General features: G+C 77.0%; 22 protein-coding genes and 1 pseudogene. 14 read left to right on the top strand and 9 right to left on the bottom strand.

Translation table 11 applies throughout. The annotated features are described in order from the left end of the window. Positions 1-5 precede the first annotated feature (5 nt). The 3 genes from MHY85_RS09710 (at position 6) to MHY85_RS09700 (ending at position 3,125) form a co-directional block, all read left to right on the top strand. Entirely contained in the window at positions 6-962 is a 957-nt protein-coding gene (locus MHY85_RS09710; protein ID WP_239195860.1) for a carbohydrate ABC transporter permease, read from the top strand. A 14-nt stretch (positions 963-976) separates the two neighbouring features. Further along, positions 977-1,873, top strand: coding sequence for a carbohydrate ABC transporter permease (locus MHY85_RS09705; protein ID WP_239195859.1), 897 nt, complete (start codon positions 977-979; stop codon positions 1,871-1,873). Positions 1,874-1,937: 64 nt separating this feature from the next. After that, complete coding sequence (locus tag MHY85_RS09700; RefSeq protein WP_239195858.1) at positions 1,938-3,125, top strand: glycoside hydrolase family 1 protein; 1,188 nt, start codon at positions 1,938-1,940, stop codon at positions 3,123-3,125. 161 nt (positions 3,126-3,286) lie between these two features. Here the strand turns inward: MHY85_RS09700 and MHY85_RS09695 are convergent, their stop codons facing one another. The 7 genes from MHY85_RS09695 to MHY85_RS09670 all read right to left on the bottom strand — a co-directional run bounded on the left by MHY85_RS09695 (position 3,287) and on the right by MHY85_RS09670 (position 12,372). Next, the gene (locus tag MHY85_RS09695; protein ID WP_239195857.1) at positions 3,287-4,708 is read right to left on the bottom strand and encodes a dicarboxylate/amino acid:cation symporter; all 1,422 of its coding nucleotides are present in this window, start codon (positions 4,706-4,708) and stop codon (positions 3,287-3,289) included. 91 nt (positions 4,709-4,799) lie between these two features. Further along, positions 4,800-4,871, bottom strand: coding sequence for a putative leader peptide (locus MHY85_RS22040; RefSeq protein WP_374225953.1), 72 nt, complete (start codon positions 4,869-4,871; stop codon positions 4,800-4,802). Positions 4,872-4,989: 118 nt separating this feature from the next. Beyond that, entirely contained in the window at positions 4,990-6,939 is a 1,950-nt protein-coding gene (gene acs, locus MHY85_RS09690; protein WP_239195867.1) for an acetate--CoA ligase, read from the bottom strand. Positions 6,940-7,158: 219 nt separating this feature from the next. Then, the gene (locus tag MHY85_RS09685; RefSeq protein ID WP_239195855.1) at positions 7,159-8,544 is read right to left on the bottom strand and encodes a hypothetical protein; all 1,386 of its coding nucleotides are present in this window, start codon (positions 8,542-8,544) and stop codon (positions 7,159-7,161) included. A 287-nt stretch (positions 8,545-8,831) separates the two neighbouring features. Next, positions 8,832-9,671: a formate/nitrite transporter family protein gene (locus MHY85_RS09680; RefSeq protein ID WP_239195853.1), complete on the bottom strand. Its 840-nt coding sequence runs from the start codon at positions 9,669-9,671 to the stop codon at positions 8,832-8,834. Between the two features lie 63 nt (positions 9,672-9,734). Then, the gene (rlmC, locus tag MHY85_RS09675; RefSeq protein WP_239195851.1) at positions 9,735-10,859 is read right to left on the bottom strand and encodes a 23S rRNA (uracil(747)-C(5))-methyltransferase RlmC; all 1,125 of its coding nucleotides are present in this window, start codon (positions 10,857-10,859) and stop codon (positions 9,735-9,737) included. A gap of 70 nt (positions 10,860-10,929) precedes the next feature. Beyond that, the gene (locus MHY85_RS09670) at positions 10,930-12,372 is read right to left on the bottom strand and encodes an NAD-dependent malic enzyme (RefSeq protein ID WP_239195850.1); all 1,443 of its coding nucleotides are present in this window, start codon (positions 12,370-12,372) and stop codon (positions 10,930-10,932) included. An 88-nt stretch (positions 12,373-12,460) separates the two neighbouring features. On the opposite strand from MHY85_RS09670, the gene MHY85_RS09665 reads away from it, so the two are divergent. Then, positions 12,461-13,402 carry a Fic family protein gene (locus tag MHY85_RS09665; protein ID WP_239195849.1) on the top strand — a complete coding sequence of 314 codons (942 nt, stop codon included), beginning with the start codon at positions 12,461-12,463 and terminating at the stop codon, positions 13,400-13,402. 313 nt (positions 13,403-13,715) lie between these two features. Here MHY85_RS09665 and MHY85_RS09660 read toward each other — a convergent pair whose 3' ends face one another. Beyond that, positions 13,716-14,585: an HAD family phosphatase gene (locus MHY85_RS09660; protein WP_239195848.1), complete on the bottom strand. Its 870-nt coding sequence runs from the start codon at positions 14,583-14,585 to the stop codon at positions 13,716-13,718. A gap of 179 nt (positions 14,586-14,764) precedes the next feature. On the opposite strand from MHY85_RS09660, the gene MHY85_RS09655 reads away from it, so the two are divergent. From MHY85_RS09655 to MHY85_RS21390, 7 genes and pseudogenes are all read left to right on the top strand, one after another. Beyond that, positions 14,765-15,580 carry a pilus assembly protein FlpE gene (locus tag MHY85_RS09655; RefSeq protein ID WP_239195847.1) on the top strand — a complete coding sequence of 272 codons (816 nt, stop codon included), beginning with the start codon at positions 14,765-14,767 and terminating at the stop codon, positions 15,578-15,580. Further along, positions 15,577-16,842, top strand: a complete 1,266-nt coding sequence (locus MHY85_RS09650) for a TadA family conjugal transfer-associated ATPase (protein WP_239195846.1) — start codon at positions 15,577-15,579, stop codon at positions 16,840-16,842. Before MHY85_RS09655 ends, MHY85_RS09650 begins: the two co-directional genes overlap by 4 nt. Next, positions 16,839-17,810, top strand: a complete 972-nt coding sequence (locus tag MHY85_RS09645; protein WP_239195845.1) for a hypothetical protein — start codon at positions 16,839-16,841, stop codon at positions 17,808-17,810. The genes MHY85_RS09650 and MHY85_RS09645 overlap by 4 nt, the downstream gene beginning before the upstream one ends. Then, positions 17,807-18,367: a type II secretion system F family protein gene (locus MHY85_RS09640; RefSeq protein ID WP_239195844.1), complete on the top strand. Its 561-nt coding sequence runs from the start codon at positions 17,807-17,809 to the stop codon at positions 18,365-18,367. The genes MHY85_RS09645 and MHY85_RS09640 overlap by 4 nt, the downstream gene beginning before the upstream one ends. Before the next feature lie 442 nt (positions 18,368-18,809). Beyond that, positions 18,810-18,980 carry a DUF4244 domain-containing protein gene (locus MHY85_RS21840; RefSeq protein ID WP_239195843.1) on the top strand — a complete coding sequence of 57 codons (171 nt, stop codon included), beginning with the start codon at positions 18,810-18,812 and terminating at the stop codon, positions 18,978-18,980. Positions 18,981-19,021: 41 nt separating this feature from the next. Beyond that, a complete protein-coding gene (locus MHY85_RS09630; RefSeq protein WP_239195842.1) occupies positions 19,022-19,339 on the top strand; it encodes a TadE family type IV pilus minor pilin in 318 nt (105 codons plus the stop codon). Beyond that, positions 19,336-19,740 (top strand): annotated as a pseudogene (locus tag MHY85_RS21390) (Rv3654c family TadE-like protein); the annotation flags it as partial. The gene MHY85_RS09630 and the pseudogene MHY85_RS21390, both read left to right, overlap by 4 nt. A gap of 66 nt (positions 19,741-19,806) precedes the next feature. Here the strand turns inward: MHY85_RS21390 and MHY85_RS09620 are convergent. Continuing rightward, a complete protein-coding gene (locus tag MHY85_RS09620; RefSeq protein WP_239195841.1) occupies positions 19,807-22,521 on the bottom strand; it encodes a DEAD/DEAH box helicase in 2,715 nt (904 codons plus the stop codon). 118 nt (positions 22,522-22,639) lie between these two features. On the opposite strand from MHY85_RS09620, the gene MHY85_RS09615 reads away from it, so the two are divergent. The 3 genes from MHY85_RS09615 to MHY85_RS21380 form a co-directional block, all read left to right on the top strand. Beyond that, positions 22,640-23,413 carry a LamB/YcsF family protein gene (locus MHY85_RS09615; RefSeq protein WP_239195840.1) on the top strand — a complete coding sequence of 258 codons (774 nt, stop codon included), beginning with the start codon at positions 22,640-22,642 and terminating at the stop codon, positions 23,411-23,413. A gap of 13 nt (positions 23,414-23,426) precedes the next feature. Next, positions 23,427-23,849, top strand: a complete 423-nt coding sequence (locus tag MHY85_RS21385; protein ID WP_308191352.1) for a carboxyltransferase domain-containing protein — start codon at positions 23,427-23,429, stop codon at positions 23,847-23,849. Beyond that, positions 23,798-24,332 (top strand): carboxyltransferase domain-containing protein (locus tag MHY85_RS21380; RefSeq protein ID WP_308191351.1); only part of this gene is annotated, 535 nt, incomplete at its 3' end. The genes MHY85_RS21385 and MHY85_RS21380, both read left to right, overlap by 52 nt.

Genomic DNA, 24,332 nt, shown 5'->3' with positions numbered 1-24,332 from the left:
CCGCCATGACCACCACAGCCGCACCCCGTCCGGCCGGGTCCGCGCGATCCGGCCGGGCGGCGGTCCCCGCCCGGGGGCCCGCCGCCGCGCGCCGCCGGCGCCAGGGGATGGTCGCGTGGATGTTCGCGCTGCCGTTCGTCCTGGTGTTCGGGTTCTTCATGCTCGTGCCGCTGGTGTCGTCGTTCGCGATGTCGTTCACGGACTTCACCTCGCGGGACGTGCGCACGCCGTTCGCGGTGAACTTCGTCGGGCTGGACCAGTACGTCGCGCTGTTCGGCGACGCGCGGTTCCTCAAGTCCCTCAGCGTGACCGGCACGTTCGTGGTCGTCGGCATCCCGCTGACGATGGTCGTCGCCCTCGCGCTCGCCGTGGCGCTGAACTCCGGGATCAGCCGGTTCCGGTCGGCGTTCCGCGTCGGGTTCTACGCCCCGGTCGTGACCAGCATCGTCGCGGTGTCGGTGGTGTGGCGGTACATCCTGCAGCCCGACGGGCTGCTCAACACGGCGCTCGGCTGGGTCGGGATCGAGGGGCCGAACTGGCTCAGCTCGACGACGTGGGCCCTGCCGTCGCTGATCCTCATGGCCGTCTGGCGGAACGTCGGCACGCTCATGGTGATCTTCCTGGCCGGCCTGCAGTCCGTGCCGGCCGAGGTCCAGGAGGCCGCGGTCATGGACGGCGCGTCCCCGTGGCGCCGGTTCCGCAGCGTGACGCTGCCGCTGCTGCGCCCGACGCTGCTGCTCGGCGCCGTGCTCATCTCGGTCGGCTACCTGCAGTTCTTCGAGGAGGCGTTCGTGATGACGCAGGGCGGGCCGCTCGACTCCACGCTGTCGACCGCCTTCTACACGTTCGAGCAGTTCGGCTTCGGCAAGTACGGGTTCGCCTCCGCGGCGTCCTACGTGCTGTTCCTGGCCATCGCGCTGCTGAGCCTGCTGCAGTTCCGGCTGCTGCGGTCGCAGGACTGACGGGAGAGCCGCAGATGTCCACCATCACCCCGCCGTCGCCGCACCCGGCCGTCGACCGGCTCGCGCAGCCCGCCCCGTCCCCGCGCCGCCGCCGGCTGCCCACCGGCCGCGCGCTCACCTACACGGTCCTCGTCGTCGGCGTGCTGCTCTGGCTGCTGCCGTTCGTCTGGATGGTGCTGGGGTCGGTCAAGACGCAGCGCGAGATCCTCACCAAGCCGCCGACCATCTGGCCGCAGGACCCCACGTTCGACAACTTCGGGCGGTGGTTCACGGACCTGAACTTCGGCCAGTTCTTCACCAACTCGGTGATCGTCGCCGTCGTCACCGTCCTGGGCAACCTGCTGTTCTGCTCGATGGTCGGCTACGCGCTGGCCAAGATGGACTTCCCGGGCAAGAAGGCGCTGTTCGCGCTCGTGATGATCATGCTGATGGTCCCGGGCGTCGTGACGTTCGTGCCGCTGTTCGTGCAGGTCACCTCCCTGGGCCTGCTCAACACGTACCCGGCGCTGATCCTGCCGTTCCTGACCCAGCCGCTCGGCGTCTTCCTCATGCGGCAGTTCATGCTCGGCATCCCCGAGCCGCTGATGGAGGCCGCGCGGATCGACGGCGCCGGCGAGCTGCGCATCTTCGCGCGGGTGGTCATGCCGCTGTGCGGCCCCCCGCTCGCGACGCTCGGCATCCTCACGTTCCTCGGCTCGTGGAACAACTTCCTGTGGCCGCTCGTCGCGGCGCAGAGCCAGGACATGTACACGCTGCCCGTCGCGCTGTCCCTGTACTCCACCGGGCAGCAGGCGACCGACTACGGCCTGCTGCTGGCCGGCGCGGTGCTCGTCATCACGCCGATCCTGCTGCTGTTCGTCGCGCTGCAGCGGTACTTCGTGCAGGGCATCGCCACCGTCGGCCTCAAGTGACCCCGGGCGCGCCGGGCACTCCCCGCCGCGCCCCCGAACCACCCGCACCACCGGAAGGACCCGCATGTCCGTCAGCCGCCAGTTCCCCGAGGGCTTCCTCTGGGGTGCCTCCACCGCCGCGCACCAGGTCGAGGGGAACAACGTCAACTCCGACTGGTGGGTGCGCGAGCACGCGCCGGGCACCGACCTGGCCGAGCCGTCCGGCGACGCCGCCGACTCGTACCACCGGTACCCCGAGGACATCGCGCTGCTCGCCTCGCTGGGCTTCAACTCGTACCGGTTCAGCATCGAGTGGGCCCGGATCGAGCCGGAGCCGGGGTTCGTGTCGAAGGCGCAGCTCGCGCACTACCGCCGCATGGTCGACACCTGCCGCGAGCACGGCCTCACGCCGTCCGTGACGCTGCACCACTTCACGCACCCGCGCTGGTTCGCCCAGCGCGGCGGCTGGCGGAACCCGGACGCCCCGGCGCTGTTCGAGCGGTTCACCGAGATCGCGCTGCCCGTCCTCGGCGACGACGTCGAGTGGGTGTGCACCATCAACGAGCCCAACATGGTCGCGATGACCCGCGGCGAGGAGGGCACCGAGATGACCGCCTCGCGGCTGCCCGCGCCGGACCCGCAGATCACCGACGCGCTGATCGAGGCGCACCGCCGGTCGCGCGGGGTGCTGGCCCAGCTCCCGCAGGTGAAGTCGGGCTGGTCGGTGGCGACCCAGGCGTACCACGCGGCGCCCGGCGCCGAGGAGGCCACGAAGGCCTACGGCTACCCGCGGGAGGACATCTTCCTGGATGCCGCCAAGGGCGACGACTGGATCGGCGTGCAGGGCTACCTGCGCACCTTCATCGACCCGCAGGGCAACCCGCTGCCGGTCCCCGAGGGCGCCGAGACCACGCTCACGGGGTGGGAGTACTTCCCGCCCGCGATCGGCATCGGCATCCGCAACGCCTGGGAGCGCACCGGCGGGGTGCCGATCGTGGTGACCGAGAACGGCATCGCCACCCAGGACGACGCCCGCCGGATCGACTACACCCACGACGCGCTGGTCGGCGTCCACGAGGCCATGGCCGACGGCATCGACGTGCGCGGCTACCTGCACTGGTCGGCGCTCGACAACTACGAGTGGGGCTCCTACGCGCCGACCTTCGGCCTCATCGGCTGGGACCGCGACACGTTCGAGCGCACCCCGAAGCCCAGCGCGCACTGGCTGGGCGAGGTCGCCCGCACGGGGCTGCTCACGCACCCCGCGCGCTGACCCGGCGGGCCGGCTGCTGCGCCGAGAGCGGCGGGCCGGCTGCTGCGCCGAGCGCCCCGCTGCGCCGAGATAGGACGTCCCCGCCGAGATAGGGCCGTCGGGCGTCCTATCTCGGCGCGACGGTCCTATCTCGGCGGGTTTGGGGCGACGGACGGTCCGCCTCAGCGGGCGGCGGCGGGCTCCGGGGAGCGGGCCGGGGCCGGCTCGGCCTCCGGCTCGTCGTCCGTGAACAGGTCCTCCGCCTGGGCGGTGTCGTACTGGGCGCGGTCGAGGATGCCCTCGCGCTTCGCGACGATCGTCGGCACCAGCGTCTGCCCGGCGACGTTCACCGCCGTGCGGCCCATGTCGAGGATCGGGTCGATCGCGAGCAGCAGGCCCACGCCCGCCAGCGGCAGCCCGAGGGTCGACAGCGTCAGCGTGAGCATCACGATCGCGCCGGTGAGGCCGGCGGTCGCCGCGGAGCCGACGACCGACACGAACGCGATCAGCACGTAGTCGAGCACCGACAGGTCGATGCCGAAGATCTGCGCGACGAAGATCGCGGAGATCGCCGGGTAGATCGACGCGCAGCCGTCCATCTTGGTCGTGGCGGCGAGCGGCACGGCGAACGACGCGTACTCCGACGGCACGCCGAGGTTCCGCTCGGTCACGCGCTGCGTCACGGGCAGCGTCCCGATCGACGACCGGGACACGAACGCCAGCTGGATCGCCGGCCACGCGCCGCGGAACCACCGGGCCACGCCGAGGCCGTTCGCGCGCAGGATCACCGGGTAGACCACGAACAGCACCAGCGCGAGGCCGACGTAGACGGCGATCGCGAACCGGCCGAGCGACGCCAGCGAGTCCCAGCCGTACGACGCGACCGCGTTGCCGACCAGGCCGAGCGTGCCGAGCGGCGCCAGGCGGATGATCCACCACAGCACCTTCTGGATCACGGCCAGCGCGGACCGGACGAACGTGAGGAACGGCTGCGCCTTCGACCCGGTGCGGAGCACCGCGATGCCGACGACGATCGCGATGACGACGATCTGCAGGACGTTGAAGCTGACGGACGTGCTGAGCGAGCCGTCCTCCGCCGCGGTGGTGCTCGCGCCGAGGCCGAGCGGGTTGCCCGGGATCAGGCCGTCGAGGAAGTCGGTCCAGGAGCCGGTGCGGCCGGGCTCCTTCGCGTCGTCCAGGCTGATCGTGGTGTGGTTGCCGGGCTGCAGCACCAGGCCGAGGCCGATGCCGATGACCACGGAGATCAGCGCGGTGATGGCGAACCACAGCAGGGTGCGCCAGGCCAGGCGCGCGCCGTTGGCGACGTTCTGCAGGTTGGCGACCGAGGCGACGATCGCGGCGAAGATCAGCGGCGGGACGATCGCGCGCAGCAGCGTGACGAACGACGAGCCGACGGTGTCGAGCGTGCTGGTGAGCCAGTTCGGCGACTCCGCGTCGGTGCCCGCGTTCACGGGTCCCATCGCGAGCGCGACCCAGCCGAGCGCGACGCCCAGCACGAGCGCCGCGATGATCTGGAAGCCGAAGGTGCCGAGCAGGGTGCGGACGCGCGAGCGCTCCCGCACCGCAGGGGCGGTGGAGGACATGCAGCAGCCTTTCGCGGGCGCGCGTCAGGGCGCGCCCGTGGGGTGGGAGGAGGCCCGCGCGACGCGGGCGAGGGGGGACGGAGGCGGGTGCTCAGCGACAGAGCGCGCTGGCGACCCGGCGCAGGTCGACGGCGCGACGCGCGGTGAGGTCCCACCCGGTCACTGACGCCCCCTGCTGCTCGGTCCCCGTCGGCCGGCCCCACCCGGTCGGGCGGCGGCGGACCGACGCGTGCCCCGCACGTCAGCGGGGCACGCGCCGAGTCTACGGCCGGCGCGGCAGGTCAGCCCTTCGGTGCCGCCAGGCCCTGCTGGATCAGGTCCATCACCGACGAGTCGGCCAGGGTGGTCGCGTCGCCCACCTGCCGGTGCTCGGCGACGTCCCGCAGCAGCCGGCGCATGATCTTGCCGGACCGGGTCTTCGGCAGCTCCGGCACCACGAGGATCGTGCGCGGCTTGGCGATCGGGCCGATCTGCTGCGCCACGTGCGCCCGCAGCTCGGTCGCCGTGTCCTCGGGGGACTGCTCGGCGGCGCCGCCCCGCAGGATGACGAACGCGACCACGGCCTGCCCGGTGGTGTCGTCGTGCGCCCCGACGACGGCGGCCTCCGCGACCGACGGGTGCGACACCAGCGCGGACTCGATCTCCGTGGTCGACAGCCGGTGCCCGGACACGTTCATCACGTCGTCCACCCGTCCGAGCAGCCAGATGTCGCCGTCCTCGTCCTTCTTGGCGCCGTCGCCGGCGAAGTAGATCCCGGGGAACCGGGCCCAGTAGGTGTCCCGGAACCGCTGCTCGTCGCCCCAGATGCCGCGGAGCATGGCCGGCCACGGCTCGGTGAGCACGAGGTACCCGCCCGAGCCGTTCGGGACCGGGTGGGCGTCGTCGTCGATGACGTCGGCGGCGATGCCCGGCAGCGGGGTCTGGGCGGAGCCCGGCTTGGCGACGGTGACCCCCGGCACCGGGCTGATCATGATCGCGCCGGTCTCGGTCTGCCACCAGGTGTCGACCACCGGCGTCCGGTCGCCGCCGATGACCCGGCGGTACCAGGTCCAGGCCTCCGGGTTGATCGGTTCGCCGACCGACCCCAGCACCCGCAGGCTCGACAGGTCGAACTGGCCCGGGACGTCCTCGCCCCACTTCATGCAGGTCCGGATGGCGGTCGGCGCGGTGTAGAGGATCGACACCCCGTACTTCTGCACGATCTCCCACCACCGGCCGCGGTGCGGGGTGTCCGGGGTGCCCTCGTAGATGACCTGGGTCGCGCCGTTGACCAGCGGCCCGTAGACGACGTAGGTGTGCCCGGTGACCCAGCCGACGTCGGCGGTGCACCAGTAGACGTCGGTCTCGGGCTTGAGGTCGAAGACGTTGAGGTGCGTCCACGCCGCCTGGGTCAGGTAGCCGCCGGTGGTGTGGAAGATGCCCTTCGGCTTCCCGGTGGTGCCCGAGGTGTAGAGGATGAACAGCGGGTGCTCCGCCTCGACCGCGACCGGCTCGTGCGCGTCGGACGCGCCGTCGACGGCGTCGTGCCACCACACGTCGCGGCCCTCGGTCCACGGCACCTCCTGGCCGGTCCGCCGGACCACCAGCACGTTCCGGACGACGTCCCCGCTGCCCTTGGCGAGCGCCTCGTCGACGGTGGGCTTCAGGGCGCTCGGGGCGCCCCGCCGGTAGCCGCCGTCGGCGGTGATCACCACGCGGGCGTCCGCGTCGAGGATCCGGGTGTGCAGCGCCTCGGCCGAGAACCCGCCGAACACCACCGAGTGCGGGGCGCCGATCCGGGCGCACGCCAGCATGGCGATGACGGCCTCCGGGATCAGCGGCAGGTAGATCGCCACCCGGTCGCCGGTCTGCACGCCCAGGGCGGTGAGGGCGTTCGCGGCGCGGGACACCTCGCGCTGCAGGTCCGCGTACGTGAGCGTGCGGGTGTCGCCGGGCTCGCCCTCGAAGTGCAGCGCGACCCGGTCCCCGTGGCCCGCCGCGACGTGCCGGTCCACCGCGTTGTACGCGGCGTTGAGCCGGCCGTCGCCGAACCAGCGCGCCCGCGGTGCGCCGGACCAGTCGAGCACCTCGTGGAACGGCTCCGCCCAGTCGAGGAGCGACCGCGCCTGCTCCGCCCAGAACTCCAGCCGCGCCGCGTTGGCCCAGGCGTAGAGCTCCGCGTGGGCGTTCGCCTGCGCGGCGAACGCCGGGTCCGGGGGGAACCGCCGGTCCTCGGTGAGCAGGTTCTCCAGGCCCGGCGCGGGGGCGTCGGGCCCCGGGCCGTCGGGAGGGGGCGTGCCCCCGTCGGGGGCGGCCTGCGGGGCGGAGCTGTCGAGGGCCACGTGTACCTCCAGCGCAACGACGTCGGTGCGAGCTGGCGCGGCCCGGATGCCGCGTCTCTCGGCACTCTAGTAGGACTTTCGTCCCTGGCGAGTGCGTCGTCGCTGGCGCGGGCAGCGCGGCGGCGCGGGTCAGACCCGGGGGAGCCAGCGACGGCGTGCCGCGGCCAGCACCAGCCCGGCGACGAGCAGCAGCGCCCCCACGACGAACACCGTGCCCGACGTCGCGGTGACGGTCGCCCGCACGACCGAGTACTCCGTGCCCTCCGTGGCGACCCACCGGACGACGTCCACGTGAGTCGTCGCGGGGACGTAGAGGAGCACCACGCCGACGACCGAGGCGACGAGGCCGGCGGTGATCGGGACCGCGGGCGTCCACAGACCGAGGCCGAGCACGACGGCCAGCACCAGGACGCCCGCCGTCACGAGCACCACGCCGAGCGCGTCGTACGAGGCGTCCCAGCCGGGTGCCTGCGCCGCCAGCACGCGGGACTGCCCGAACAGCACCGTCCACACGCCGAGCGCGCCGACGACCAGGCCGACCAGCGCGCCGAGCACGTGCCGGACGGCCCCGCCGACGGGACGGTGGGCGGGCTCCGGGGCGGCGTCCGCGGTGGCGGCGGCGCGGCGGCCGCGCGGGCGGGCCGGGTGCTCGTCCTGCCCGCCGGCGCGCTGCGCGCCGGGGATCACGGGCGCGGCCGGCCCGGCCGGCGCCGGGGCGGACGGGTCGCCGTAGGGCACGGTGGCGTCGGACGGGCCGGTACCGGGCAGCCCCCCGGCGGCGTCCACGCCCGGGGCCGCCGGGCTCGGGCCGTCGTCGGAGTCCCGCGTGAGCACCGCGGCGGCGCGCGCCTCCGCCCCGCGGATGCTCGTGCGGACCGGCTCGCTGGGGGCCGGGGTGGTCGGCGTCGACGCCGCGACCGTCGCGCCGGGGGCGACGCCGCCGGCGGGCGTGGTCGGCAGCGGGGCGGTCGGCGCGCCCGCGCCGTCGGCGGCGAACCGCGCGGAGCCCGGGCCACCGGGCGTCCCGGGGCCGCCGGGGGTGCCGGGGGTGCGCGCAGCGCCCGGCAGGGCCGAGGCCGGGGGATCCTCGGGCGCAGGCGGGGTCGGCGCGGGCCGGACGGCCCGGTGCGTGCTGGTGCCGCGCGACGGGGTGCCGGTGCCGCCGGCGGCGGGGTCCGTGGTCCGGTCCGCGCTCGCGGTGGCCGGGGCCGGGGCTGCGGCTGCGGCTGCGGCGGACCCGGAGGTGGCCGGGGCGGCCGCGTCCCGGGACGCCGCACCCGAGGCGGGGACGGTGGGCACCCGCTCGGTGGGCGTGGTGGGCGTGCTCGGCGAGCGCGGGGCGGTCGCGGAACGGGGCGCGGTGCCGGGCGCGGTGCCGGCGGCCGCGCCGGTCGTCGCGGTCGCGCCGGTCGCTCCGGCCCCGTCGGTGGTGCCCGGCTCCGGCGCGGGCTGCTCCGCGGGGTCGGGCGTGGTCGACGTCGCGTCGTCCTGCTCGCGGTCCGAGGTGCTGCTCATGTCTGCTCCCTTGTCGCCGGTTCACGGTGTGCGGGGCAGGAGCGTCAGGCGCCTCCCGCGCAGCGGCTTCGGTGTCGACGCGGCCGTGCTGGTCACGTCGGTGCTCCGTCCGACGGTAGAGCGCCCGGTCGCCACCTGCCCTCCGGCGCGCCCGAGATGTCCGGATCCGGGTGCGAGAACCGGTACCCGCCCGTCGAGTGGAAGGTCTGGCCCGACACACCGACGGCGTGTCCGGCCAGACCTTCCACTCGAGCGGTGCGCGAGCGGTGCGCGAGCGGTGCGCGACCTCAGCGCGTCGCGGCGGCCAGGGTCTCGGGCTCCGGCTCCGCCGGGTCGACCGGACCCGCGGGCACCCGCGCCGGGGCGGCGGCGACGGCGTTCGCGGCGCCGACGAGCAGCCCCCCGCCGACCAGGTTCCCGAGCCCGACGAGCAGCACGTTCCGCGCGAACTCGGCGACCGTGGCGCCCTCCAGCCCGCCGACCAGGCCGAACGAGAACGTCGTCATGTTGGCGACCACGTGCTCGAACCCGGAGGTGATGAACACCATCACGCAGGCGAAGATCACGATGATCTTGGCGACCTCGTCCTGCAGCCGGCCCGCGCACCAGATGGCCAGGCAGACCATCAGGTTGCACATGACGCCGCGGAAGAACAGCTCGGTGCCCGACTCCTCGGCCTTGTGCGCGATCATCGACGCGATCATCCGGCCCGCCGGGCGGTCGGGGCCCAGCGCTCCCGACAGGTGCAGGATCACGGCCAGCACGACCGCACCCAGCAGGTTGCCGACCAGGCAGGCGAGCAGCGTCCCGCCGGCGCGCGCCCAGGAGATCGCCCCGCGCATCGCGCCCTGGGTGAAGACCATCATCCCGGAGGTGGCGAGCTCGCCCCCGGCGACGACGACGATCGTCAGGGCGACGCCGAACACGAGCCCCTGCACCAGCGGAGTGAACCCGGACCCGGCGTCGGCGAGCGGCCCGCCGGCGGTCGCCATGATGACCACGCCGAGGCCGATGTAGGCCCCGGCGAGCATCGTGTTGACGAGGTAGACGCCGGGGCGGCGGGCGAGGTCCGTCTTCGTCCGGGCCGCCTGCGTCTGGTAGTCGAGGGCCTCGGCGACGCTGAGCATGCGATCAGGGTCCTGCGCCCCGACGCGCCAGACGTGGGACGAAAGGCACGCCCGGCGCCCGGCTCAGTCCCGGGACAGCGCCACGACGACCTCGTAGTGGCCGGTCTGGGGGAACATGTCGAGCAGCCGGCCCCGGCGGGGGCGCAGCGACGGCATCGCCGCGAGGTCGCGGGCGAGCGACGCGGCGTTGCACGACGAGTACACGACGTCCCGGACGCCCGACTCCTCCAGCCAGCCCGCGAGGGCGGGACCGATGCCCCGTCGCGGCGGGTTCACGATCACCAGGTCCGGCGGGGCACCCGCCCCGAGGGCGAACGCCGTCGCGTCGCCCGCGGCGAACCGCACGCCGTGCAGGCCCAGGTCCGCACGGCTCTGCTCGGCGCTCGCCACCGCCTCGGCCGACGTCTCGATGCCCACGACCGCCCGGCCCGGCCGGGCGACGTGCAGCGCGAACCCGCCCACCCCGCAGTACAGGTCCCACACCGAGCGCGGGTCGGCGGCGTCCACCCACTCCCGCCCGATCCGGTACAGCGCCGCGGCGACGTCGGTGTTGGTCTGGAAGAAGCTCTGCGGCCGCAGGTGCAGGTCGACGTCGTTCACCCGCATCCGCAGGGTGGCGCGCTCGGTCAGCACGACCTCCTGCTCACCCTCGAGCACCGCCTTGTGCTCCGGCAGCAGGTTGGCCGAGACGACCACGGCGCGGGGCAGCGCCGCGAGCAGCCAGGGCAGGTGCTTGCGCAGCCGGGGCAGCGCCTCGGACGACCGCAGCACGAACCGCACGAGCAGCTCGCCGTCGGGCGACTCGGTGACCAGCACGTACTTGAGCTCGCCGCGCCGCGTCGGCACGTCGTACGGCACCAGCCGGGCGAGCGTCACGAACTCCGCCAGCACCGGCAGGGACGCCTGCAGCGACGCCGGGTAGAGGCCGCAGTCGCGCAGGTCGACGCCGACCCCGCCCGGGTCGAGGATGCCCAGCGTGGGCGCGTCGACGGTGCCGCCGACCGCCATCTTGGCCTTGTTCCGGAAGCCGTGCTCCGCGCTCGCCACCGGGGGCAGCCAGTCGAGCGGCCCGAACGGGTCGACCAGCTCCCGGCAGCGCTCCTGCTTGGCGGCGAGCTGGTCGGCGTAGGGCTGCTCGATCCAGGTGCAGGAGCGACACCGGGCGGCGTCGAAGTGGTGGCACTGCACCGGGCGATCCTACGGGCGCGGAGCGCGGCACCCCCGGGGTGAGGCCGTGCCCGGGCGGGCTCCCCGCGGGCTACCTCCCGGGGACCGGGACGACCGCCACCGACCCGGTGTCGGCCCGGGGCCCGGCGGTCGCGCCCGCCACCTGCGCGACCGCGGCGGCGACGGTCGACGCGACGTCCGGGTGGAAGACGCTCGGGATGATGTACGCGGGGTTCAGCTCGTCGTCGGTCACGACGGAGGCCAGCGCCCGCGCCGCCGCGAGCAGCATCGCGTCGGTGATGACGTGCGACCGGGCGTCGAGCAGCCCCCGGAACACGCCCGGGAACGCCAGCACGTTGTTGATCTGGTTCGCGACGTCGCTGCGGCCGGTGCCGACGACCGCCGCGTACCGGGCGGCCTCGGCGGGGTCGATCTCCGGCCGGGGGTTCGCCATCGCGAACACGATCGCGTCCCGGGCCATCGTCGCGACGTCCTCGCCGGTGAGGATGTTCGGCGCGCTCACCCCGATGAACACGTCGGCGCCGACCAGCGCCCCCCGCAGCTCGCCCGTCACACCGCGCGGGTTGGTGCGCTCGGCGATCCAGCGCAGCTCGGGCGACGCCAGCTCCCGCCCGGGGTGCACGATGCCGTCGATGTCGGCGACCACCACGTCCTGCACGCCCGCCGCCAGCAGCAGCTTGAGCACCGCCGTGCCCGCCGCGCCCGCCCCGGACAGCACGACCCGGACCTGGCCGATGTCCTTGCGGACGACCTTGAGCGCGTTGGTCAGCGCCGCGGTCACGACGATCGCCGTGCCGTGCTGGTCGTCGTGGAACACCGGGATGTCCAGGCGCTCGCGGAGCCGACGCTCGACCTCGAAGCACCGCGGCGCCGAGATGTCCTCCAGGTTGATGCCGGCGAACACCGGGGCGACCCGGACGACGGTCTCGACGATCTCGTCCACGTCCTGGGTGTCGAGGGCGAGCGGGAACGCGTCGATCCCGGCGAACCGCTTGAACAGCGCCGCCTTGCCCTCCATCACGGGCAGCGATGCGAGCGGCCCGATGTCCCCCAGCCCGAGCACCGCGCTGCCGTCGGTGACCACGGCGATGGTGTTCCGCTTGATCGTCAGGCGGCGCGCGTCGTCCGGCCGGGCCGCGATGGCCTCGCAGATGCGCGCGACGCCGGGGGTGTAGGCCATCGACAGGTCGTCGCGGTTGCGCAGCGGGACCTTCGACTCGATCGACAGCTTGCCGCCCAGGTGCATGAGGAAGGTCCGGTCGCTGACCCGCTCGACGTCCACGCCGGGCAGCTCGCGCAGGGCGGCCACGATCTGCGCGGCGTGCTCCTCGCCGCTCGTCGCGCAGGTGACGTCCACGGTGAGCCGCTCGTGCCCCGACGCCGTGACGTCGAGGGCGGTGACGATCCCGCCGGTCTGCTCGATCGCGGACGTCAGCTCGGAGACGGCCGTGGGCCGGGCCTCCACGTGCAGGCGCGCGGTGATGGACGAGGACACGCTCGGCGTCGAGGGCATGGGGTCAGTGTGACCCGGAACACCCTCCTCCGCCCGGGCCGGGGCCCCGGCGCGTCGTGGGGGCGGGCGACGCTCGTAGGGTGGCCGCGTGCTGCCCGTCGCCCCGTCCTCGCGCCCGGCCCCGGGCGACGACCCGCTGGCCCCGCTGCTCGACCTGCCGGGGGTCCGCGACGCCGTGGACCGTGCGCGGACCGCCTGCGAGGAGCTGCGCTGGCACGAGGCGTTCCGGCGCCGGTGGCGCGAGGTGCGGGCCGAGGCGGACGTGCGCGCGGCCCGGGCGAGCGCCGCCGTGGACGGGGCGCGGGTGCCGCTCGAGGTGCTGCGCGGGGTGGCGACCGGGGGCGACCGGGTGGCGCCGGCCGCGGGGGCCGCCGGGCCGGCGGGGGTGCGGGCGGACGACGCGGAACCGCGCACGGCCGGCCCGGTCGACCTGCGGGTGGCGACCGGCGCCCTGCGCGCGACGACGCTCGCGGCCACGTGGCGGCCCGACCTGGGCGCCCGCTCGGAGCCCGCGCTGCCCCCGCTCGGCCAGCTGCTCGCCCGGCTGCACGCCGCCGCGGGCGCCCGGTGGCTGCCCGACGCGGACCTGGGCCGGGTGCGCACGGAGGACGCCCCGCCGCGCGATCTCACCGGGCTGGGCGCCGCTCCGGGCGGGTCCGAGGCCGCCGCACGGCTGGCCCTGCTCACCCGGACGGTGGGCACCACACGGGCGCCGGCGCTCGTCGTGGCGGCAGTGGTGCACGGCGAGCTCCTGGCGGTCCGGCCGTTCGCCGCGGCCAACGGGACCGTCGCGCGTGCCGCCGCCCGGCTCCTGCTGTGCGCGCGAGGGCTGGACCCCACCGGGGCGGTCGTGCCCGAGGCGGGGTGGGCCGCGGCGCCGGTGCCCTACCTGGCGACGGCCGCGCGGTTCGCGACCGGGACGCCCGAGGGGGTGGCGGCGTGGGTCGGGGCCTGCGCGGACGCGGTCGTCGCGGGGGCGGCCGAGGCGCGGCGCGTGGCGGACGCGGTGCTCGCGGGGCGGCTGGGCTGACGCCGCCAGGGTGACGCCGCCCGGGTGACGCCGCCCGGCACGAACAACGGCGCCCGGGGAGGGCGCCGTTGCCGAACGGACGACCGCGAGGGTTATCAGGCGTGCACGTGGTCAGTCGAGACGGGGTCGAGCCCGTTCGACGCGTCCTATGCGTGGACGGATCGCGCGTGGGTTCCCTCGGGCCGTTCTGTTGTGCTGCCCATTCCAGCCCACGTCCGCGCCGCGGGGAAGGGCCGCGGGCGAACTCCCTGGTCGATCCGCCCCGCTGCCCGGATGGCGGGACGTCTGCCCGGATGCCGGATGGTCCACGCGGTCACGTGCGGCGCGGGCGCCGGCGGGTGGCGGCCCACGCGGCCACCCCCGCTGCCACCACCAGGGCCGCGGCGAGGCCGAGCGCCACGCGGTCCCGGGCCGCCGGGCCGGTGAGCTGCCGGAGCGCCGCGCGGCGCCGGCCCGCCGACACCGCCACGTGCCGGCGGAACACCAGCGGTGTCCAGCCCTCCTGCTCCGCGAGCCGGCGCAGCGCGCGGTCGGGGTTCACGACGAACGCGTGGCCGACCGCCCGCAGCATCGGGGCGTCTGTCGCCGAGTCGGTGTACGCGGACGAGGCGGCCAGGTCGTACCCGCGGTGGTGCGCCAGGTCCCGCATCGCGCTGGCCTTGGCCGGGCCGTAGGCGTAGAACGCGATCTCCCCGGTGTACCGCCCGTCGGCGACGCCCATCCGGCTGGCGATCACCTCGTCCGCCCCGATCAGCTCGGCGATCGGCTGCACGAGCTCCACGCTCGACGCCGAGACGACCACGACGTCGTGCCCGGCGGCGTGGTGCTCGGCCACCAGGTCCAGCGCCTCGGCGTAGACGACGGGGCCGATCGCGTCCTGCAGGCTCTCGGCGACGATCGCCGACACCCGCTCGACGTCCCAGCCCCTGACCATCGCCGACAGCTGGGCCCGCACGCGCTCGGTGCGGCCCTCGGTCGCGCTGCCGAGCAGGAACGCCAGCTGGGCGGCCGCGGAACGCACCGCCGCCCGCCGGGTGAGCAGCCCGCCCGACAGGAACGGACGGGCGAACGCGCTCGCCGCCGACGTCGCGATGACGGTCTTGTCCAGGTCGAAGAACGCGGCGGCGCGCGCCGGTGCGGCGTCGTCGGCGGGGGACGTGGGCGAGGTGCGGCCGGGGCTCATGGGGAACGGGTGCCTCCTGGATCGAGGGTATCGAGCCTCACCGGGACGACCACAGGGGCCAGGGGCGTGCGTCGTCCACAGGTCGGGCTCCGGCGGTCGACGGTCGGCCGGTGCGGCGCGGCACCGTCGAGTCGGGCAGGTCGCCGCGGGCGGCGGACCGACGACCGACGGGAGGCAGGATGGCCAGGGGCGAGCGGCCGGCCGGTGGTGCCGGTGTGGTGGGCGTGGTCGGTGCGCGCGGCGGGGCGGGGGCGACGGTGACCGCGGCGGTGCTCGCGGCCGAGCTCGCGCGGCGGGGGACCGCCGTGCTCGTCGACACCGGGCCCGGGCCCTCGCTCGACACGGTCCTCGGCCTCGAGGCCCACCCCGGGCTGCGGTGGCCGGACCTCGGTGGTGCGCGCGGCGCGGTCGACCCGGCGCTGCTCGCCGGGAACCTCATGCGCTGGGGGCGGTGCGCGGTGCTGCCCACCGACGACACCAGGCCGGGCCCACCGCCCGCGGCCGCGCTGGCGGACGTGCTCCGGGCGCTCCGGGCGGCGCACGGATCCGTCGTGCTGGACCTGGACCGGGCGGCGGTGCTCGGCGGCGCGCGCGGCGACCCGGGGCCGAGCGGGGCGGGCGACGCGGCCGTCGAGGGCGGTCCCCCCACCGCGTCACCGGGTGGACCGCCGCGCGAGGACGCCCGCGGCTCGACGCTGCTCGCGGCGTGCAGCACGGTGCTCGTCGTGGTGCCGCGCGACGTCCCGGCGGTCGCGGGGGCCCGGTTGCTCCGGGACGGGCTGGTGGGCGACGGCCGGCGCGTCGGCCTCGTCGCGCGCGGCCCGGCGCCGGGCGGGCTGGGCGTCGAGGAGGTCGCCGCCGCGGTCGGCCTCCCGGTCGTGGCGGCGCTGCCGCGGGCGCGCGGGCTCGGCGCGGCCGTCGACAGCGGCGTCGGCCCTGCGCTGTCGTCCGCGGCCGCCCGCGCCGTGGCGCGTCTGGCGCGGCGGCTCGCGTGACCGGCGGCGACCCGCGCGCCGCGGGTGGCGACGACGGATCGGGGGTCGCCGACCTGGTGGCCGGCGTCCGGCACCGGCTCGCGGCCGAAGGCGGCCCGGTCACCGGGCGGCGGGTCTCCGCCGCGCTCCGGGAGAGCGGGCGCGTGCTGGGCAGCGCGGCGCTGGCCGAGCTCGACGGGGTGGTCCGGGCCGAGATCGTGGGCGCCGGCCCGCTCCAGCCGCTGCTCGACGACCCGGCCGTCACCGACGTCCTCGTGAACGGCCCGCGCGACGTCTGGGTGGAGCGGGAGGGGCGGCTGGAGCGTGCCGCCGTCGACCTCGGGGACGCCGAGCGGGTCCGCGGCCTGGCGGTGCGGCTCGCCGCGGCGGCCGGGCAGCGCCTCGACGACGCCCGCCCCGCGGCCGACGCCCGGCTCCCGGACGGCACGCGGCTGCACGCGGTGCTGCCCCCGGTCGCCGACGGCTGCACGCTCCTGTCGCTGCGCGTGGTGCGGCACCGGCCGTTCGCCCTGGAGGACCTGGTGCGCGACGGCACGGTGCCCCCGGGGGTCGACGGGGTGCTCCGGGGGCTCGTCGCCGGGCGGGCGAACCTGCTCGTCTCGGGCGCGACCGGCACGGGGAAGACCACCCTGCTGTCGACGCTGCTGTCGCTCGCCGACCCGGGGGAGCGGATCGTGTGCGTCGAGGAGGCGGGTGAGCTCGCCCCGCGGCACCCGCACGTGGTCCGGCTGCTCGCCCGGCGCCCGAACGTCGAGGGCGCGGGTGGCGTCGACCTCGGCGACCTGGTGCGCGAGTCCCTGCGGATGCGGCCCGACCGGGTCGTCCTGGGCGAGTGCCGCGGCGCGGAGGTGCGCGAGGTGCTCAGCGCGCTGAACACCGGGCACGACGGAGGCTGCACCACCGTGCACGCGAACGCCGCGACCGACGTCCCCGCCCGGCTCGAGGCGCTCGGCGCGCTCGCCGGGCTGTCCCGGGAGGCGCTGGCGGCGCAGGCGGCCAGCGCCCTGCACGCCGTGGTGCACCTGCGCCGGGACGGCGGCCGGCGCCGGGTGGCCGAGATCGCGACCGTCGCGCGCGACCCCGAGCGGGGGACGCTCGTGGTGCGGACGGCGCTCGCGGCCGCTCCCGACGGGGGCGTGACCAGCGGACCGGGGTGGGCGGACCTCGCCCGGCGCGCCGGGCACCGGGGTGAGGCGGGCGGCTCCCGTGGCCCGGTCGGCCACGTGCCGGGGTCGACCGCCGTGCGGGGCGCACGCGGGTGACCGGGGGCGCGGCCGGTGGGGCGCTGCTCGTCGCGGCCCTGGCCGCGGCCGCCGTGCTGCTGGGCGCCAGGCCCGGCGCGGTGGCCCGGCGGCGGGTGGCCGCCGGGCCGCGTGCCCGGTCGCTCAGCGCACGCAGCGCCGCGGACGCGCTGCGGCGTGCGCCGGGCCGGTGGGGGTGGCGGCGACCGGACACCGACCCCGCGGCGCTGCTGGGTGCGGTCGTCACGGCGGTGGCCGCCGAGGTGCGCGCGGGCCGCGCGCCCGCCGACGCCTGGCAGCTGGTGCTCGGCGTCCCGGTCGGCCCGTCGGGTGTGCCCGCGGCGCAGGACGTCCTCGGGGCGGTGCTGCCGCAGCACCGGTGCCCGCCGGCGGGCGACCCGTCCACCGACCAGCTGCGCCGACGGGTCGCCGGCGTGCTCGCGGCCGGCCGGCTCGCGGCCGGGCTCGGCGCCCCGACGGCGGGTGTGCTGGAGGAGTGCGCCCGCGCGCTCGCCGCCGACGCGGACGCCGAGACCGCCGTGCGGGGCGCGCTCGCCGGACCCCGGCAGACCACCTCCCTGCTCACGTGGCTCCCGGTCCTCGGGGTCGTCCTCGGGACCCTGCTCGGCGCCGACCCGCTGGGCCTCCTGCTCGGCGGGGGAGCCGGCACGGCGGCCGGGGTGGCCGGGCTGGTGCTGACCCTGGTCGGACGACGCTGGACGGGGCGCATGGTCGCGGGTGCGCGCTCGGCGGGCTCGGCCACGGGCTCGGGTGGGCGCGCGGCTGCGGGCAGCGGTGCCGGCTCGAGCGGGCGCCCGCCGGCGGGTGTCGGCGCGGGCTCGGGTGGGCTCCCGTTCGCGAGCAGCCGTGCGGGCTCGGGTGGGCACCCGCTCGCGAGCAGCCGTGCGGGCTCGGGTGGGCACCCGTTCGCGAGCAGCCGTGCGCGGCTCGGGGACACGCGCGGGTCGGCGCGCGGTGGCGCGCGGTGAGCCAGGCGCTGCTCGTCCTGCTCGCCGCCCTGACCGTGCACCTGCTCGGGCCTCCGGCGTCCCGTCGGCCCGGCCCGGCAGCCGCCACCCGCAGCACCGCGCGGACCGGCGCCGACGGACGGGGCGAGGACGCACTCGCCGTGGACCTGGTGACCGTCGTGGACCTGCTCGCGGTGGCCGTGAGCGCCGGCGCGAGCGTGCCGGGCTCCCTCGCTGCCGTCGGGGCCGCGCTCGGCGGAGCCGTCGGCCGGGACCTCGACCGAGCCGGAGCGGCGCTGCTGCTCGGGGAGCCCTGGGCGGCCGCGTGGGTGCACGCCCCGGCGCTGGGCGCCGTGCTGGACGGCCTCGAGGCGGCGTGGCGGACGGGAGCGCCCGCGGGGCCGGCGCTGCGGGCCGCCGCCGGCGAGCTCCGCCGGACGCGCGAGCGGGCGGCGCGGGAAGCGGCGGGCCAGCTGGGCGTGCGCCTGGTCGTCCCGCTGGGCCTGTGCTTCCTGCCGGCGTTCGTGCTGGTCGGGCTCGTCCCGGTGCTGGCGTCCCTCGGCCGCGGTCTGCTCTGACGCCGCGCGCCGACCCCGCCGCGCCGAGCCCGCCGCGGGCCCGCCGCCGAGAGGGCGACCGACACGTCGAGCGGGTAGCCGGCGACTGCTCGCTCGACGTGTCGGTTGCTCGTTCGGTGTCGGGCGCTCGTCCGGCGGTGTGCGGCGCGTGCCGGGTCGACGTGCCGGGGACTCGTGCGGCTCCCAGCGGTCGTGCGCGAGGCGAGGAGCGGGCGCCGAGTCCTCCACAGGCGCGGGGGCGTGCGTCGTCCCCAGCGCACGAGCCGCCGCTCGGCGGCCCGGTGGCCGGCCCCGGCAGGGTCGGTCCTGCCGGCCGACGGGCGGCCGGCACGGACACGGGAGGCACGAGATGCAGCAGGTGAGCAGCACGCGGACGGCCTGGCGGCGACGCTGCCGCCGCGCGACGGGGGCGGTGCGACAGGCGTCGGCGGGTGTGCGGCGCGTGCGGGCGAGGTTCGCCGGGACGACGCGGGACGCCGGCCTGGCCACGGCGGAGTACGCCGTCGTCATGATCGCCGCGGTGGGGTTCGCCGGGCTCCTGGTCGTCATCCTTCGCAGCGCGGAGATCCGGGAGACGCTGACCAACCTCGTGCGCGACGCCCTGGCGGTGTGACCGGGCGCCCGCGGCGGGACCCGCGGCAGGACCGTGGCTCGGTGACCGCCGAGTTCGCGGTCCTCCTGCCGGTCGTCGCCGTCCTGATCGGGGTGGTGGTGGCGCTCGCGGCGAGCGCCGTCGCCCAGCTCCGGTGCGCCGACGCCGCCCGCGTGGCGGCCCGGGTCGCGGCGATCGGCCAGGGCGACGCCGCCGTCGCTGCCGCGGCCACCCGGGTGGCCGGCACCGGAGCCCGGACGGCCGTCGCCCGGGACGACGCCTGGGTCGTCGTGACCGTCGAGGCGGGCGTCGGGCCTGCTCTCCCGCTGGTCGGAGGGCTGACCGTCAGGGGCACGGCCGCCGCCTGGGTGGAGCCGTGAAGCCGGTGGGTCCCGCCCGGCGGGGTCGCGCCCGCAGCGGTCCGGGCGGCGCCCCGGTGGGCGGGAGACGCCGCGCGGGTCCGGGTGCGGGGGTGCGGGACCGCGGCTCGGCCTCCGTGCTGGTCGTGGCGCTCGCGGCGGTGACGGCCGTGCTCACCGCGGCGCTGGGGATGCTCGGCGTCGTCCAGCAGGCGCGCGCCCGGGCGCAGACCGCCGCGGACCTGGGGTCGCTCGCCGCGGCCGGCGGCCTGCTCCGCGGGCACACCGACTCCTGCGAGGTCGCCCGGAGGGTCGTCGAGCGGAACGGCGCGGCGCTCGTCGCGTGCGCGGTCGTCGGCGGGAGGGACGTCGACGTCCGTGCCGAGGTGCGGACGGCCGTCGGGCAGGCCACCGCCGAGGCGACCGCGGGCCCGCGCCGCGCCGCCCCGGTGTCCTCGGCACCGCGGGGCGCGGCGCAGCCGCCGGGCTCAGGCCGGGGCGTGTGCGAGGACCGCGTCGAGCAGCCGCACGGCGGCCGCCTTCTCCAGCGGGTTGTTGGCGTTGCCGCACTTCGGCGACTGCACGCACGCGGGGCACCCGGTCCGGCACGGGCAGGTCGCGATGGCCTCGCGGGTCGCGCGCAGCCAGGTCGCGCCGAGGTCGTACCCCCGCTCGGCGAACCCCGCGCCGCCGGGGTACGCGTCGTGCACGAACACCGTCGCCTGCTCCGTGTCGGCGTGCAGCGCGGTCGAGACGCCGCCGAGGTCCCACCGGTCGCAGGTGGCGAGCAGCGGCAGCAGCCCGATGGAGGCGTGCTCCGCGGCGTGCAACGCACCCGGTGCCGTCTCGACGGTGATCCCGGCCTGCTCGAGCACCTCGACGGGCGCCGTCCACCAGACCGAGGTCGTGGGCAGCGTGCGCGCGGGGAGGTCGAGCAGCTCCGAGCCGAGCACCTCCATGTCCGGGATGCGCTTGCGCTGGAAGCTGAGGACCTGGGTGGTGACGTCCACCGCGCCGAAACCCCAGGTCACGGGCCCCCACCGCCGCTCCGCCGTGACCGAGCGGATCTCGGTCGAGGTGACCCAGCGCGCCCAGGTGCCGTAGTCGACGTCCCGCCGGTCGACGAGCGCCACGCCGTCCTCCAGACGCAGCTCGTCGACCACGTAGGTCGCCCCCTGGTGCACGTAGACGGCGCCGCCGTGCACGGTCGAGTCGGCGGCGGCGGAGTCGACCGTGCCGAGCAGCCGCCCCGTCGTGGACTCCACGACGCGCACGGGGTCGCCCCCGGTGCCGCGGAGGTCGGTCAGCCTCGCGGCCTGCTCGGCGTGCGTCCAGTACCAGCCCGAGGGCCGGCGGCGGAGCGCGCCCCGGGCGACGAGGACGTCCAGCAGCTCCCGGGTGCCCGGGCCGAACAGGTCCAGCTCCTCGGCGCGGATCGGGGTCTCCGCCGCGGCCGCGCACAGGTGCGGGGCGAGCACGTAGGGGTTGCCCGGGTCGAAGACGGTGGCCTCCACGGGGGCGTCGAGCGCCGCCTCGGGGTGGTGCACCAGGTAGGTGTCCAGCGGGTCCTCGCGCGCGACCAGCACCACGAGCCCGTCGGCACCCGCCCGGCCCGCCCGGCCCGCCTGCTGCCAGAGCGACACCCGCGTGCCCGGCCAGCCGGCGATCACGACGGCGTCCAGGCCGGAGATGTCGACCCCCAGCTCGAGGGCGTTCGTGGTGGCGAGCGCCCGCAGGCGGCCGGTCCGGATGGCCTGCTCCAGCTCGCGCCGCTCCTCGGGCAGGTACCCGCCGCGGTAGGCGGCGACCGTCCCGGCGAGCTCGGGGTCCACCTCGCGGAGGTGCTCCCGGGTGACCGTGGCGACCGACTCCGCGGCGCGGCGCGACCGCGTGAACGCGAGGGTCCGGGCGCCGGCCGCCGTGAGGTCCGCGAGCAGGTCGGCGACCTCGGCCGTCGCCGAGCGGCGCGGGCGGTCGGGGTCGTCGGCGACCAGGTCCTCGCCGGTGCCCAGCGGGCCGGAGCCCTCGCGGGCCGGGCCGACCGAGCCGGCATCGGGCCCGGGGGCCGGCGCGGCGGTGCGGGCGGCCGGGTCGTCGGAGCCGGGCGCGCCCGCGTCGCCGGCGACCTCGGGCAGGTGCGCGTCGGGGGCCGCCGCCCCGGGCGCCGCCGCCCCGGGCGCCGCCCCGTCGCGGTCCGCGTCTCCCGCCGAGTGCCCGTCGCCCACCCGGTCCGCGTCTCCCGCCGAACGCCCGTCGCCCACCCGGTCCACGTCCACGGGCGGCTCGTCGAGCGGCAGCGCCCACGGGTCGTCCTCGGGCAGCAGCCCGCTCCACGGGCCCTCCGCCGGCGCGACCTCGGGCGGCTGCCACAGCGCCACGGTCTTCCGGCCGGCCGGGGAGGCGTCGTCCGACACGGAGACGACCTGGTCGGGCGGGACGCCGATCAGGCGGGCCGCGCTCACCGCGGGCTCGGCCGTCGTCGCCGACGCGAGCAGGAACACCGGGTCCGCGCCGTACGTCCCCGCGACGCGGCGCAGCCGCCGCAGCACGGCCGCGACGTGCGCGCCGAAGACGCCGCGGAACGCGTGGCACTCGTCCAGCACCACGTAGCGGAGCGACCCCAGCAGCCGTGCCCACCGGCGGTGCTGCGGCAGCAGGGCGAAGTGCAGGAAGTCGGGGTTGGTGAGCACGACGTCGGCGTGCTCCTGCACCCAGCGCCGCTCCTCCTGCGCCGTGTCGCCGTCGCAGGTCGAGACCCGGACGTCGCGGAGCCGCGCCGCGGACAGCACCCGGTCGAGCGCGTGCCGCTGGTCGGCCGCGAGCGCCTTGGTCGGGCACAGGTAGAGGACGGACCCGCGGCGGGCGACCGTCTCGATGCGGCCGGGGTCGAGAGCGCGCGCCGCGGCCTGCGCCCGGACCGCCGACAGCGAGGGCAGCCAGAACGCCAGCGACTTGCCGGAGCCGGTGGACGTCGACAGGACGGTGTGCCGCCCGGACCACGCCGCGTCGGCGGCCAGCGCCTGGTGCCGCCACGGTCGCTCGACGCCGAGCGCCCGGTAGCCGGCTACGAGGTCGGCGTCCGCCCAGGCGGGCCAGTCCACGGCGGTGCCCTCGTGCGCGGGCAGGTGCCGCACGTGCGTCAGACGGTCGGCCCGCCGGCCCGCGGCGAGCAGCACGTCGAGCAGCTCACCGGTCCTCACCACGGCACCATCCTCGCCCCTCGGCGGCGCCGCGGCGTACCGGGCGCCGCTCGCGGTCCGCCCCTCCGCCCGCGCGGGTCGCCGTGGGGGTCGGGGGCCGGACGCGAGGCAGGATGGGCACGTGGCGACGCACATCGACCTCAACTGCGACCTGGGCGAGGGCCTCGGCCCCTGGACCCTCGGCGACCTCGGGACGGACGACGCCCTGCTGTCCGTCGTCACCAGCGCCAACGTCGCCTGCGGCTTCCACGCCGGCGATCCGTCGATCATGGCGGCCCGGTGCGCCACGGCCCTGGCCCGCGGCGTCGCCGTCGGGGCGCACGTGGCGTACCGGGACCTCGTCGGGTTCGGCCGGCGTCGGCTCGACGTGCCGCCGGGCGAGCTCGCCGCGGAGGTGGCCTACCAGGTCGGCGCGCTGCAGGCCGTCGCCCGGACCGTCGGGGTGCGGGTCGGCTACGTCAAGCCGCACGGCGCGCTCTACAACCGGATCGTGCACGACGAGGAGCAGGCCGCGGCCGTCGTCGCGGGGGTCGTGGGCGTGGACCCGTCCCTGGCGGTCGTCGGCCTGCCCGGTTCCGCGGTGCTCCGGCACGCGCGTGCGGCGGGCCTGCCGACGGTGACCGAGGCGTTCGTCGACCGGGGATACCTCGCGGACGGCACGCTGGTGCCGCGCGGACGCGCCGGCGCGCTCGTCACCGACCCGGCGCAGGCGGCCGAGCGTGCCGTGCGCCTCGCGACCGACGGAACCGTGGTGGCGGTGGACGGGTCGGTCGTCACCATCGACGCGGCGTCGCTGTGCGTGCACTCCGACACGCCGGGCGCGGTGCCGGTCGCCCGGGCCGTCCGGGCGGCCCTCGAGGCGGCCGGGGTCCGGCTGCGCCCGGCCGTCGGGTGACCGGGGGCTCCCGGTGACGGCACCGACGGCGGAGGGCGTGCGCGTCGTGCCGTACGGCGTCGACGCGCTGCTCGCCGACCTGCCCGACCTCGCGGCGGTCCGCGCGCTCGACGACGCCCTCCGGGTCGATCCGCCACCCGGTGCGGTGGACGTCGTCCCGGCCGCGCGGACGGTGCTGGTGCGGTTCGCGACACCCGGGGAGGCCAGGGCCGCGGTCGACGCGATGGTGGAGTCGGCTGGGGTGGCCGTCGCCGCGGCGCGGACGCGCACCCGGCCGGCGCTGCCGGCGCGGACGCGCACCCGGCCGGCGCTGCCGGCGCGGACGCGCACCCCGCCGGCGCTGCCGGCGCGGACGCGCACCCCGCCGACGCCGTCGTCCTGCCCGTGCGCTACGACGGCGCCGACCTCGCGGAGGTCGCCCGGGCGACGGGTCTGACCGAGGACGAGGTCGTCCGCCGGCACGCCGAGGGGACGTACACGGTGGCGTTCGGCGGCTTCATGCCGGGATTCGCCTACCTCACCGGTCTCGACCCCGCCCTGCACGTCCCGCGGCGGGCGACGCCGCGCGAGCGCGTCCCGGCGGGTGCGGTGGCGATCGCGGGCGAGTTCGCCGCCGTCTACCCGGCGGCGACCCCCGGTGGGTGGATGCTGCTCGGCACCTGCGACGTGCCGCTGTTCGACGTCGACCGCGACCCACCCGCGCTGCTGCGTCCGGGCGCGCGCGTGCGGTTCGCCCCGGTGGCAGAGCCGTCGGCCGCGGAGTCCGGCCCCGGTCCCTCGACGCACGGCGGCCGTCCCGGCTCGCCCGAGATCGGTGCGCGCGCCGAGACCGGTGCGCACACCGCGCCCCGTCGGCCCGTCGACGACGCCTCCCGCGTCGACGGCGACCCGCGCGCCGACCGAGGCCCCCTCGCCGAGC

The organism is Cellulomonas sp. ACRRI (genome assembly GCF_022346185.1).
Lineage (GTDB): Bacteria > Actinomycetota > Actinomycetes > Actinomycetales > Cellulomonadaceae > Cellulomonas.
Note: the sequence above shows the minus strand (reverse complement) of the source record. Positions and strands in the feature narration are given on the sequence as shown.

Bases quoted from the DNA above. Each gene is read 5' to 3' on its own strand.
- MHY85_RS09695 (WP_239195857.1), bottom strand. From the start codon at position 4,708: ATGTCCTCCACCGCCCCTGCGGTGCGGGAGCGCTCGCGCGTCCGCACC.
- MHY85_RS09680 (WP_239195853.1), bottom strand. From the start codon at position 9,671: ATGCTCAGCGTCGCCGAGGCCCTCGACTACCAGACGCAGGCGGCCCGG.
- MHY85_RS09670 (WP_239195850.1), bottom strand. From the start codon at position 12,372: ATGCCCTCGACGCCGAGCGTGTCCTCGTCCATCACCGCGCGCCTGCAC.
- MHY85_RS09710 (WP_239195860.1), top strand. From the start codon at position 6: ATGACCACCACAGCCGCACCCCGTCCGGCCGGGTCCGCGCGATCCGGC.
- MHY85_RS09655 (WP_239195847.1), top strand. From the start codon at position 14,765: ATGGCCAGGGGCGAGCGGCCGGCCGGTGGTGCCGGTGTGGTGGGCGTG.
- MHY85_RS09700 (WP_239195858.1), top strand. From the start codon at position 1,938: ATGTCCGTCAGCCGCCAGTTCCCCGAGGGCTTCCTCTGGGGTGCCTCC.
- MHY85_RS09685 (WP_239195855.1), bottom strand. From the start codon at position 8,544: ATGAGCAGCACCTCGGACCGCGAGCAGGACGACGCGACGTCGACCACG.
- MHY85_RS09660 (WP_239195848.1), bottom strand. From the start codon at position 14,585: ATGAGCCCCGGCCGCACCTCGCCCACGTCCCCCGCCGACGACGCCGCA.
- MHY85_RS09705 (WP_239195859.1), top strand. From the start codon at position 977: ATGTCCACCATCACCCCGCCGTCGCCGCACCCGGCCGTCGACCGGCTC.